This window comes from Thermanaerothrix sp. (genome assembly GCF_056331585.1).
In genome coordinates, this window is sequence record NZ_JBWGPQ010000004.1 from 33,366 (window position 1) to 45,145 (window position 11,780).

The 11,780-nt window shown below is 56.5% G+C and carries 12 protein-coding genes and 1 other annotated feature; of the genes, 5 read left to right on the forward strand and 7 right to left on the reverse strand.

Annotated features, from left to right (window positions below; translation table 11 throughout):
- Window positions 1–8 precede the first annotated feature (8 nt).
- Entirely contained in the window at window positions 9–617 is a 609-nt protein-coding gene (locus tag AC01YT_RS02785) for a DUF3109 family protein (protein ID WP_476672696.1), read from the forward strand.
- On the opposite strand, the gene AC01YT_RS02790 is transcribed toward AC01YT_RS02785, so the two are convergent.
- From AC01YT_RS02790 to holB, 6 genes are all read right to left on the reverse strand, one after another.
- Window positions 597–1,334 (reverse strand): sulfite exporter TauE/SafE family protein, encoded by a 738-nt coding sequence (locus AC01YT_RS02790; RefSeq protein ID WP_476672697.1) that lies wholly within the window; start codon window positions 1,332–1,334, stop codon window positions 597–599. The two genes, AC01YT_RS02785 and AC01YT_RS02790, sit on opposite strands and share 21 nt — an antisense overlap.
- A gap of 31 nt (window positions 1,335–1,365) precedes the next feature.
- The gene (locus AC01YT_RS02795; protein ID WP_476672698.1) at window positions 1,366–2,682 is read right to left on the reverse strand and encodes a permease; all 1,317 of its coding nucleotides are present in this window, start codon (window positions 2,680–2,682) and stop codon (window positions 1,366–1,368) included.
- Window positions 2,683–2,766: 84 nt separating this feature from the next.
- Entirely contained in the window at window positions 2,767–3,015 is a 249-nt protein-coding gene (locus AC01YT_RS02800) for a thioredoxin family protein (RefSeq protein ID WP_476672699.1), read from the reverse strand.
- Between the two features lie 42 nt (window positions 3,016–3,057).
- A complete protein-coding gene (locus AC01YT_RS02805; RefSeq protein WP_476672700.1) occupies window positions 3,058–3,438 on the reverse strand; it encodes an ArsR/SmtB family transcription factor in 381 nt (126 codons plus the stop codon).
- A 119-nt stretch (window positions 3,439–3,557) separates the two neighbouring features.
- The gene (locus AC01YT_RS02810) at window positions 3,558–3,746 is read right to left on the reverse strand and encodes a hypothetical protein (RefSeq protein ID WP_315625493.1); all 189 of its coding nucleotides are present in this window, start codon (window positions 3,744–3,746) and stop codon (window positions 3,558–3,560) included.
- An 82-nt stretch (window positions 3,747–3,828) separates the two neighbouring features.
- Window positions 3,829–4,839, reverse strand: a complete 1,011-nt coding sequence (holB, locus tag AC01YT_RS02815) for a DNA polymerase III subunit delta' (protein WP_476672701.1) — start codon at window positions 4,837–4,839, stop codon at window positions 3,829–3,831.
- Between the two features lie 106 nt (window positions 4,840–4,945).
- Window positions 4,946–5,228: a binding site (T-box leader), on the forward strand.
- A 35-nt stretch (window positions 5,229–5,263) separates the two neighbouring features.
- Between holB and pheS the strand changes: the two genes are divergently transcribed.
- The 4 genes from pheS to AC01YT_RS02835 are packed head-to-tail and all read left to right on the forward strand — an operon-like array spanning window position 5,264 to window position 10,915.
- Window positions 5,264–6,304, forward strand: a complete 1,041-nt coding sequence (pheS, locus tag AC01YT_RS02820) for a phenylalanine--tRNA ligase subunit alpha (protein ID WP_476672702.1) — start codon at window positions 5,264–5,266, stop codon at window positions 6,302–6,304.
- Window positions 6,305–6,334: 30 nt separating this feature from the next.
- Window positions 6,335–8,866, forward strand: coding sequence for a phenylalanine--tRNA ligase subunit beta (gene pheT, locus AC01YT_RS02825; protein ID WP_476672703.1), 2,532 nt, complete (start codon window positions 6,335–6,337; stop codon window positions 8,864–8,866).
- Window positions 8,867–8,875: 9 nt separating this feature from the next.
- Window positions 8,876–9,499, forward strand: coding sequence for an NUDIX hydrolase (locus AC01YT_RS02830; protein ID WP_476672704.1), 624 nt, complete (start codon window positions 8,876–8,878; stop codon window positions 9,497–9,499).
- A gap of 3 nt (window positions 9,500–9,502) precedes the next feature.
- On the forward strand, window positions 9,503–10,915 hold the full coding sequence (locus AC01YT_RS02835; protein WP_476672705.1) for an extracellular solute-binding protein: 1,413 nt from the start codon (window positions 9,503–9,505) through the stop codon (window positions 10,913–10,915).
- Window positions 10,916–11,145: 230 nt separating this feature from the next.
- On the opposite strand, the gene AC01YT_RS02840 is transcribed toward AC01YT_RS02835, so the two are convergent.
- Window positions 11,146–11,685, reverse strand: a complete 540-nt coding sequence (locus AC01YT_RS02840) for a response regulator transcription factor (RefSeq protein ID WP_476672706.1) — start codon at window positions 11,683–11,685, stop codon at window positions 11,146–11,148.
- Between the last annotated feature and the right edge of the window lie 95 nt (window positions 11,686–11,780).

Here is an 11,780-nt window from a genome sequence, read left to right on the forward strand (position 1 = left end):
TGAATGCCATGATCAAACAGATTACCCCACGGCTTTTGATGAGTGAGCCCCTTCAGCGTTGTGGCTGGCCTCAATGTCAGGCAGCTTGTTGCGCCTATGGAGTGTGGCTGGATGAGGCCGAATGGCGCGACATTTTAGCCCATGTTAATTTAATCTTACCTTATTTGCCAATAGAGCGCCGTGATCCTGTGCGCTGGGTAGATGGCCGCTGCGAAGAGGATCCTTTTGTCCCCAGTGGGCGGGTGGTGCATACGCGAGTTTATCCCGATCCAACCCACTACGCCGGCAGCGCTTGTGTCTTTTTACGCTCGGATTATAAATGTGCCCTCCAGGTCGCTGGGGAGGCGGCCGGCTATCACCCCTGGCGTTTCAAGCCGTTTTATTGCATCTTACACCCATTGGACCTGGATGAAGAGGGGCGTATTACTTTAGACGAGGCAGCGCTCCTGGCGGAAGAGGCGGCCAGTTGTTTGCGCTGGGCCGAAAAAGCGCAACCCCTCCTGGATTTATTCGCCGAGGAGTTGCGCTATCTGCTCGGGGATGCGGCCTATCAGGCCCTGCGCGAGCGATCTGTTTCCGCTCACCCCCCTCAGAAATCAAGCCATGAGCGTATATAACTTGTAGAGAGTTACCAAAACGATCATTACGGCGAAAATCTGGCGCAAACGGTGGCTGGGGACATAAAGACTGGTCACTCGTGCGCCCAGGAATGCTCCCACTCCACCGGCAATTAGCAAAGGAATGGCCAATTCGGGAGACCATTGAGCACCGTTCAAGCGTGGGATGAGCGCCGAGAACGAGGGTGGGATGACGGCGATGGCATTGACGCCAGCGGCCTGCTTGCTATCCAATCCCACTAGGATCAAGGTGGGCATGAGTAAGAATCCCGGTCCCACTCCTAACAATCCGCTCAGAATGGATATGGGGATGGCCAGGGCATAGGCAAGCCTTATATTGGGGGCGCCACCGCTGCTGCCCTGAACAGGGCGAAACAGCCGGTAAGCCAGGAAGGAAACAGCGCCCACGTAAATGGCCCACAGGTAAAACTGAGGAATAAAGCGCGCCAGATATCCGCCAATCGGGGCGGAGGCGGTCGTTATCAGGCTCAAGGTTAGGGCTTTGGGCCAGTCAATGAGTTTGCTGCGCGCGAAACCAGCGGCGGCAAACGAAGCCGTCAGGCCGTTGAGCAACAGACTCAGGGGCTGGATTTGATGTACCAGATCGTTGAAGAAGAGCCCCAGGAAGGGGATGGCTGCAAAGGCTACGCCCAGGCCCAGCATTCCCGAGAGGAACGAAAGCATTAATATGCCCAGGATGATCACGAATTGGCTCATTTAATATTCCTCCAGGGTTATGGTTTTAGTCCTAATGGGCCAGGAAGGCGCCGAAGAGATATCCAGCCAGGGTGCTCAAAATCGCGACCAGGGTGACATAGGTGGCGGTTTTTTTGCGGCCCATAACACCGTTTAGCACCAAGATGGATTGCAGTGAAAGTTCAGGATCTGCCAACAGGTAGGCCAACAACGGCCCGCGTGCCATGCCTAAATCCAGGAACATGCGCGCTACCGGCACTTCTACCAGGGTGGGGAAGTACATGAAGACGCCGAAGAGTACACCGGCCAGGTTTGCCCAGAGGGTATTTTGTCCGGCCACAGCGCGCACCCAAGCCTCAGGGATCAGACCCTTCGCTATTCCGGCGAGGAAGACGCCCACGATCAATAAGGGAAAGATTTGCTTGACAAATTTCCAGGTTTCGGCAATCCAGTTGATCAAATCGTCCTGATCGAAAGCGCGTGCCGCCACCCAACCCGTGGTAACAAGGAGGATGAAGATGGCAAAGAAGCGTCCGTTGAGGCCGATGATCAGGCTACCGCTTTGGGTCAGCGGTGCCGCCAGCAAGATGGTCATGGCAATGGCAATCACCGCGGCGACCGTCCAGCCTGAAATGCCATCGAAAATGGATTCAAATCCTTTCCAGGCTAGAAAAGCGATGATCACAAGCAAGCCGATCAGCGTGGCACCTTGTAGAGTCAAATTGGCTTGAGTGAGAGCAGTAAGGAGGCCTGAGGGTATTTGCCAGGGCAGGTGTAACGTGACATAGACATTGGTCAGAGCGGGGATTTGCAAGGTGCCGGCGATCAGGATAGCAATCAGGAGCCCAAAGGTCACCCATACCGCAGGTCGGACCTTAGCCTCCGTGGCAAAGAGATCGGCATTGGCAGCAATGGCTGATTCCTCGCGGCGAAAAATCCAGGCCATCAGCAGACCGATGACGATGCCAAAGAAAATGGACAGAATCAAACGAGCGAGGGCGATATCGAAACCGATGGCCGCTCCCGTGTAGGTCAGGGCAAGGATGTTGATGGCAGGCCCGACGAACAGGAACGTTACCGCTGGGCCGAGCCCGGCACCGCGCTTCCAAATGCCGGCAAAAAGCGGCAGAATGGTGCAGGAGCAAACGGCCAGAATGAATCCACCGAAGGCGGCGGCGGGGTAACTGATCCACTTAGGCGCTTTTGGGCCTAAATAACGGGTGATGGCTTCTTTAGGGATCATTGCACTCATGTAACCGGCGATGATAAAGGCTGGCAAAAGGCATAAGAGCACGTGGGCAGCCAGGTAGTCCAGCAAGCTGACCCACCCTGACCAGAGCAAAGATTGTAGGGTTGAAAACCAGTCCATCTGTAACCTCTCGATGTATTATTCAAAAATTAGAATACTAATTCGCTAAATAAAAGCGGGCGAATTAGCCCGCAGGAAGGAGCCTTACACGCTTACGGTTACGGTTAGCCATTTAGCAATCTCAGCCCGAGATGGGACACGGCCAGAGCACACCACTCGCCCGTTGATGACCAGGGCCGGGGTTGCCAAAATGGGGTAATTCAAGATGGCGTCAAAATCCTCAACTTTTTCGATATTGGCCTGCAAGCCCAATTCAGCCACAACGGCACGGGTCAGGGCTTCCAGGCGTTTGCAGTTGGTGCAACCGGGGCCAAGCACTTTGATGTCCAGCATTGAGGTCCTCCGTGAGCCATAATGGAATGGAAAAGGTGCATCTCAGGCCGGTTTAGACCCGACGCGACACCTTGGACAGGTGCATTGGAGCGTTTCGGTTCGAGGAAGGGCGGGCAGGGGAGCGGGCAGCAGCGAACGCGCTTGCTCCAGCACCTCGAAGATACGCGAATCACTGACGCGATAAAAGACATTCCACCCCTGGCGTCGCATGCTTACCAGCCCACTTTGGCGCAAGAGCATAAGTTGTTGCGAGACATATGCCTGCCGCAATCCCAACATTGTCTCAATATGGCAAACACAGGCTTCTCCCTCACGCAGCAGGTCTAAAATAGCCAGGCGGGCCGGGTGTGCGAGTGCGCGAAAAACCTCTGCCAGTGGGTTGTAAATCTCAGTTAAGGTATTGCCGTCCTCTATATTCAACATAACGAATGCAATTTTAAACCCAAACGGCGCTTTGTCAAGCGCCGTTTATCATGGATACATGGTGATTTATGACCCGCATCCTCTTTTTATGGCGCGGACTGAAGGGGATCAGAGAAGAGCTAGGCTACCTGACGAAGTTCGGCCAATTCACGCTCCACTGCCTCGATCTCGGCTCGCAGTTCCCGTAGATAGGCTTCCAGGCGCTGAATGTATTCCTCACGGGTCAGGGCGATCATCGAGCCGTGCTCGCTACTGCAACCGCACTGCCCACCGCAACCACAGGCATCAAATTCGGCTTCGGGGTACATGGGGCCACTCCTTGTAGGAAGATAATATGACTATAATTGTCGTAATTATAGCATGACTCAGGTGAATCTTGGGGGGGTGATTTTATCCCGAAGCGTTGGTCAGTTCCGGGTTTAAGTAGGGCCAGCCCAAAAGGAGAATTTCCCCCAGCAAGCGGGCATTGAGATTCGCATCCAAATAGGACATCCCTTGTTCCAGAGCGGCCAGACAGCGGGTGACCTGCCGCGAATCCAAAGAGCGGGCCAGAGCGCGGAGGGTAGATTCAAATGCCAGGTTGGTCAGGGGGACATCAGCATTCGTGGTGCAGAGCAAAAGGTCGCGCCAGAGAGTGATCCAGGCCCGAAGCACAGCCCGGAATTGATCCCGGTCTTTACTCAGATTCTCAATATATTGAAAGCGTTCCACCCGTTTCTGTCCGAGTAAATAGAGAGCCTCTTGAAGCCAGTGCTGGTGTTCCTGGTAACGCTCGGGTTCAGAGTCATAGTGAAGCGCCACGCCCGGGCACCCCCCGGAAAGGTGAGCCAGTTCGCGTGCCCAATCGGGAGGAAGCCCACGTTCTTGTTCTAGGATGAGGGCGAGATCCGCAAGGGGGAGAGGACGTAAGCGTAACACTTCACAGCGTGAGACGATGGTGGGGAGCAGGCTTTCGGGTGTATCGGCGGTGAGTAGTAAGACGGCTTGGCCGGGAGGTTCTTCCAGGGTCTTCAACAGGGCATTTTGGGCACTAATCGTGGCGCGCTCCATGTTTAACAAAAGCGCCACGCGGTAGCGGCTTTCGTAAGGCGCTAATTGTAGATCATGCTGCAAGGCACGCACCTGATCCACTTTCAGGGTGCTACCGCTTTCCACTTGCGCCAGGAGTAAATCGGGATGGCTCATTTGGGCGATCTGGCGGCAGGTGCGGCAGGTGCCGCAGGGTTCTCCTGGAGCGATGGGTTGGGGGCAGTTAAGGGCTTGGGCGAAGCGCAGAGCCAGGGTACGCCGTCCTACGCCCTGCGGACCACAGAAAAGATAAGCGTGACGGACGCGCCCCTGTTTTAGATGCCCCTGGAGCAGATTGACTGCCCCGGTGTGACCCCAAATCTCCCAACCCATGGTGCTTAGGATTTTAGCCCAAGCAGGGAATTATGGCAACGCCCTTGACAACCCCCTGCTTTTGCCGATAATAAAGCCAGGTTTGTGCTATACTTCTAAACATAGCACAATGGCGCTGACGGAGGAAAGTAGGTCGGCGGAAGGCGCCAGAGAGGTTGGGGCATAGGCTGTAACCCCAACTCGCCGGAACCCGGTCGAAGTTCCCTCCCGAGCTGCTCAGGGGAAACCTGCCTTACGCCAGCCTAAAACCGCGCAGGTAAGTAGTCTGAGCCGCCTGGCCCCCGTTAGCGGGCACGCCAATCGCTGTGTTATGGATGGCTGTTGGTCGAGTGGGCTGTGGAGACACAGCCAATCAGGGTGGTACCGCGGGCTGAAACCCCGTCCCTGGCCGGGACGGGATTTTTTATTTCGTGGAGGTTGCACGATGGGTGAAGTTCCCGAAATTCAAGAGTTAGAGGTCTTGCAGGCCAAAGCACTGGAAGATTTGCGGAATGTCGCAGACGAAGTCGCTTTGCAGGCTTGGCGGGTTGCCTACTTGGGACGCAATGCGCCGTTGATGCAGGTCTTTTCGCGCTTGGGGCAACTACCCAAAGATGTGCGCCCCCAAGTAGGTCAGCGCGCCAACCAGGTCAAACAAGCCCTGGAAGCCGCGTTCGAAGAGCGTCAAGCGGCTTTGCGCGCTGAAGCCCTGCATCGGGCCTTGGAAAGCGAGCGCCTGGATGTCACCCTGCCCGGGCGCCGTCCCGAATTAGGCGGTTTGCATCCCACTACCCGCACCTTGCGGCGCATTGTGCACATCTTTGCCGAGATGGGTTTTCAGGTCTATCGCAGCCGCGAGGTGGAGACCGATGCCTACAATTTTGAACTCCTGAATATGCCGGCACACCACCCGGCGCGGGATTTATGGGATACGTTTTATACCACGACCCCCGGTGTGTTGTTGCGTACTCATACCTCGCCGGGGCAGATTCACGTCATGCGCGAGCGGGCGCCGGAGCCCATTCGGGTCATCTTGCCGGGTATGTGCTACCGCTATGAGCAAATCAGCGCTCGCTCGGAGATTCAGTTTAACCAGGTGGAAGTTTTAGCAGTCGGGCACAATATCACCTTCAGTGATCTGAAAGGCACACTGAACACCTTTGCCCGCCGCCTCTTTGGCGAACAGGCCCGTACTCGCTTGCGTCCTTCCTACTTTCCCTTCACCGAACCCAGTGCAGAGATGGATGTGGAGTGTTTTGTCTGCGGCGGCAAGGGCTGTACAGTATGCAAAGGTTCCGGCTGGTTGGAGATCTTGGGCTGTGGTATGGTGCATCCAACCGTGCTACGCAATGGCGGTTACGATCCCGAGGAATTCAGCGGCTTTGCGGCTGGCATGGGGGTGGAGCGCATCACCATGCTGCTCCATCGCATTGAAGATATCCGCTACTTCTGGGCAAACGATGTCCGTTTTCTGAGTCAATTCTAGGCCAAGACGCGTTGAACACATGGAGGTAAGATGAAAGTACCGCTTTCATGGTTGAAGGAATTTGTGGATATTGATCTTCCCTTGCCCGAACTGGCCTACCGCTTGACCATGGCGGGGCTGGAAGTAGAGGAAATTCGCCTGGTGGGCCTGCCGATGCCCGAAGGGACCCACGAGTTTAAGATCGAGGGCCTTTCCTGGGATCCCGATAAAATTGTGGTGGCGCAGATTGAAGAGGTTATGCCCCACCCCAATGCGGATCGGTTGGTTCTGTGCCGTCTCTTTGATGGGCGCGAGACCTTGACCGTACTGACCGGTGCGCCCAATTTATTCCCTTACAAAGGACAAGGGCCGCTTCCCGAGCCGCTTAAAGTGGCCTATGCCCGCGAAGGGGCGCGTCTTTACGATGGACACCAGCCGGGATTTGTCCTGACCACGCTCAAGCGCACCAAAATTCGCGGTGTTGAATCTTTCTCCATGGTGTGTTCGGAGAAGGAATTAGGCATTTCGGAAGAACACGAGGGAATCATCATTCTGGATGACGATGCCCCGGTCGGTGTGCCGCTGGTGGATTACATGGGCGATGCGGTGTTGGAAATCGCCATTCTGCCCAATATGATCCGTGCAGCCAGTATCCTAGGGGTGGCACGTGAGTTGGCGGCGCTAACCGGAAAACCGCTCCGCCAGCCCGCCTTACCTCCTTTCGAGACCGGTGCTCCCATTGACGGGCGCGCGGCCATTGAGATTACCGACCCGGACTTAAATCCGCGTTTTGTGTTGGGCCTGATCGAAGGAGTAACCCCGCGCCCCAGTCCGTATTGGGTGCAGCGCCGGTTGCGCCTGGCCGGGATGCGCCCGATCAACAGCGTGGTGGATGCGACCAACTACGTCATGTTGATGCTGGGCGAACCGTTGCATGCCTTCGATTATGACGTGCTTAAGGCGCGTGCTGGCGGTCAATCCCCGACGATTATCACCCGGGCAGCGCGCGAGGGTGAGCGTCTGACGACCTTGGATGGTGTAGAACGCGAATTAGAACCCTTTATGATCCTGGTCACCGATACCGCCGGCCCACTCTCTTTGGCCGGCATTATGGGCGGCTTGGAGAGCGAGGTCACCGAAAGCACGCGTAACGTATTGCTTGAAGGCGCGACTTGGAACCCGATAAACGTCCGCCGTACCGCTTCCACGTTGCGCATTAACTCCGAGGCAGGCTATCGCTTTGCACGCGGGGTGCACCCGGCGTTAGCGCCGCAAGCAGTGCAGGTCTGCCTGGCTTATATGGCGGCCTGGAGCGGCGGATGGGTGGCTGAAGGTTTGATTGACGCCTATCCCAAGCCCCATGTGGATCCGGAGATCCGGCTGAGTGAGGGCGAGGTGCGACGTTGGTTAGGAATCCCACTCTCCGCTGCAGCGGTTGCAGATCTTTTACAGCGTCTGGAGTTCACCTGCCGTTTGGAAGGGGACACGATCATCGCCAAAGTGCCCCCGCACCGCTTGGATATCAGCGAAGGGGTCATCGGTAAGGCGGATTTGATCGAGGAGATTGCCCGCCTTTACGGGTACGATCGCTTGCCGGAGACATTACCCGCCGATCCCCTACCGCGGCAGCGTAACCAGCCCTTGCTGGATGCCGAGGAAGCCCTGCGCGATGTGTTGGTCGGGTTGGGATTGCAAGAGGTCGTGACCTATCGTTTGACCTCGCCGGAGCGCGAAGCGCGCTGGCTGGCGCCAGCGGAAGGCGACTATACACCACCGGAGTACGTCCGCCTTACCAATCCGATTGCACCGGAACGCAGTGTCATGCGTCGTAGTTTGCTGGCCGGGGTGTTAGAAATTGCTGAACGCAATGCCCGCCTGATCGATCGCCTGGCGTTTTTTGAAATTGGGCCGATCTTCCTGCCTCAGGAAGGGCAGGATTTGCCTGCCGAACCGATGCGCCTGGCCATCGTATTGAGCGGAATGCGTCACCTGCCGGCCTGGGATCGCGCGGATCCCCCTATGGCGGATTTCTTTGATCTCAAAGGGATTCTTGAAGCCCTGGCTGAAGCGTTGCACCTACCTCAATGGCGGGTGGAACCAGGACAGAAACCCAACCTGCATCCAGGTAAGTGTGCCCGCCTCTTTAGTGGCGATCAGGAACTGGGCTATTTGGGCGAGGTGCATCCGTTGGTCAAGGAACGCTATGACTTTGGCCCGGCGCCGGTGCTGGTGGCCGAATTGGATGCGCAGGTGTTACTAGCCCTGGTGCCGCAGCGCTTTGAGGTGAGCGCGGTGCCGGTTTATCCGCCGGTGATCGAGGACATCGCCGTGGTGGTGGATGAGAGCATACCGGCGGCTCAGGTCGAGGCCGTGATCCGCCAGGCTGGCGGCAAATGGCTGACGCGGGTGCAATTGTTCGATGTCTTCCGGGGTGAGCAAATTGGGGCCGGGAAGAAGAGCCTGGCGTATAATTTGACCTATCAGGCGCCGGATCACACCCTCACTGATGCTGAGGCCGCGCAAATTCGGCAAAAGATTATCCGCCGCCTGGAGCAAACTCTGGGTGCGCGTTTGCGCAGTTAGCGGAGGCTTATGACTCAACCCAAATGGCTGGAATGGGCACAGCGCCTGCAGGCGCTGGCCCAATCTGGCCTGGCCTATACCCCTAATCCTTACGACGCCGAGCGCTACCGTGCCTTGCAAGCGATAGCGGCTGAGATCATCGCTGCCCATAGTGATGTAGGCGCCGATGTCGTTGCCGAGGTGCTGATGCGCGAGGCCGGTTATGCCACCCCTAAAGTGGATATCCGCGGGGTGGTCTTTGATGCCCAGGGGCGGTTACTTCTGGTCAAGGAACGTGTGGATGGCGGGTGGACCTTGCCCGGCGGGTGGGTAGATGTAGGGGAGCCTCCCAGTCAGGCGGTTGAACGTGAGGTGTGGGAGGAATCGGGCTACCGCGTGCGCGCGGTCAAATTATTAGCGCTATATGATCGCAACTGTCACGGCCATCCACCTTATCTCTTCCACCTCTATAAGATTTTCATGCGGTGTGAGTTACTGGGGGGTGAACCCCAAACTAGTCTGGAGACGGATGGCGTGGGATTTTTTGCCGCAGATGCCATCCCGCCGCTCTCGTTGGCGCGCACGACCCCAGACGAGATTCAGCGCATGTTTGAGCATTATCGCCATCCCGAATGGCCTGCTGACTTCGATTGAGCCATGCATCTGCTTGATCGTTTGAAACGCGGGATCATCGTAGGGCTGCTGTGGCTATTCGTGGCTTGCCAGGTGGCACCGCGACCCGAGACGACCCCGAACTTGCCTCCCTCATCTACCCCAACCCAGCCCGCTACACCATCACCTGAACGACCCACCGAAACTGCAGCCCGGTCTGCCGAGTCCCTACGAGGGGTTACCATTAATCTCTGGCATCCCTGGGTAGGGGCTTTAGACATCGCCCTCAGTGATTTGACCGCCCGGTTCAACCGCGAGAATCCCTGGGGGATTGGAGTGAGGGTCACCTCAGCGGGCAGCAGTATGGTACTGGCCGATTGGGTGGAGCAAGGACACCCTGATGGTTTAGTGGCTCAGGGCGTAGTGGCGCCACCGGCAACTCTGCTGACCTGGCACGCGCGCGATGGACGCATGCGCCCGCTCAACGAGTGGCTGAATGACGGTGAGTGGGGTTTGAGCGAGGCACGCCGAGCCGAGATCCCGCTGGTTTTCTGGCAAAGTGATCAGGTGAATGGGTGGCAAATCGGCTTGCCGGCGCTGCGCAGCGCCACGGTGCTTTTCTACAACCTGACCTGGGCGGCAGAATTGGGCTTTCGCGCCCCACCCCAAACTCTGGAGGAATGGCGTACCCAGGTCTGCGCGGCGGCAGCGGCTAATCGCCGCGATGCCGACCGTACCAACGATGGCACCGGCGGCTGGCTGGTGGCAACCGATCCGCTTACCGTCTTGGCTTGGCTGCGTGCGTTTGGCCTGCGGGAGGAATTTGACCCAACTGGCGGGGGGTGGCATTTCAACCAACCGGACGCGCTGGAGGCTTGGACTTTTTTACGTGATTTGGTGGACGAGGGATGTGCCTGGATGGGACGTGAACCCGCGCCTTACGATTACTTTGCCCAACGGCGGGCACTCTTTTACAGTGGGGAGATACTGGATCTGATGGCTCAGCGCAAGGTGATGCAGCGCAGCAGTAACCAGGATGTGTGGACGGTACGCCCATATCCGGGAAAGAGCAAGCCGTTGGTGCTGGTGAGCGGTCTTTCCTATGGCGTCTTGCGCAGTACACCCACGCAAGAACTAGCGACCTGGCTGTTCATCCGTTGGCTGCAAGAGCCGGAGCCGCAGGCTGCGCTGGTACGCGCCAGCGGGGCTTACCCGATGGGGCCGTCAACGCTGGCGCGCCTTGAGGACTATCGTGCTGGAAATCCTCAATGGGGGGAAGCACTGATGTTTATTCCCATCGCCCAGATTCCACCGAATGTACCGACCTGGCGGCAGGCACAATGGGTAGTGCAGGATGCCTTTGCGCAGGCCTTGCAGGGCACCACCCCGCGCACGGCCTTGCCGGATATCCTGGCCGAACTGGATGCGACCTTGGCGGATGTGGCCGGGGGGTGGTGAGGTTGGAACACAATAAATAATCCCGCTTAAACTCAATCTACCCTTGTGGCTCTGCTTTGATGATCGGTATGGTTAACCGTCAACGGATTAAATGATCCAGTACTGAACTCCAAACTCGATTGCCTTATCACAAGAGTTTGTTATTGCGTTGTCAATGTAGTAGGGATGTGGAGCCTTATTGCCCCGATGTGGCATGGAAGATCTTTTGGAGTAGATCCAGAACGGCGTTATCATATGCTAAAGGAATTGGAGAAATCAACCCAGCGGGGGAGATACATAGCAGAGAAAATCCCAGTATAAAAATTAAAAGCGATATCAATTTTTCCCCAAACTGAGGTGGTCCCCAGACCAATCCACGCCATGAAGCCCAGCACAGGTACTAGAAGCCAATTTTGTTTTGTGAAGATCCAAATAAGTCCTAAAGTTGTTAAGAGTGTTATCACCGCCCACTTTCCGGCAGAAGATCGTAACAGTTTTGCAAGTGTATCATTAACTTGCGTGGTTCGGTTGTCGAGCGCAGGGGCCTTGTTAGCTTCTTCAGACAGTGTTTTGTCTGTGGCACTGCTCCATCCTATTTGAGTTAGTTTGATGACCGCTTCGGTACGAGAGGTTACGGCCAGCTTGGCATATATTGAACTCAAGTGGGCTTCAATGGTACGATTTGAGACACCCAGAGTGTGGGCAATTTCTTTGTTGCTTTTTCCCTGGAGCAGTAACGTCACGACTTCAATTTCGCGGTTGCTAAACTTTGGATCAGGATACTGTTCCATGAGCTCTTGTTATGCCCGGACCACAGTGCTTAATGGCAATACATGCTTAGGTTTACCCCCTCTTAGATGTTTGGTGATGGCTGTTTTGGCAACTT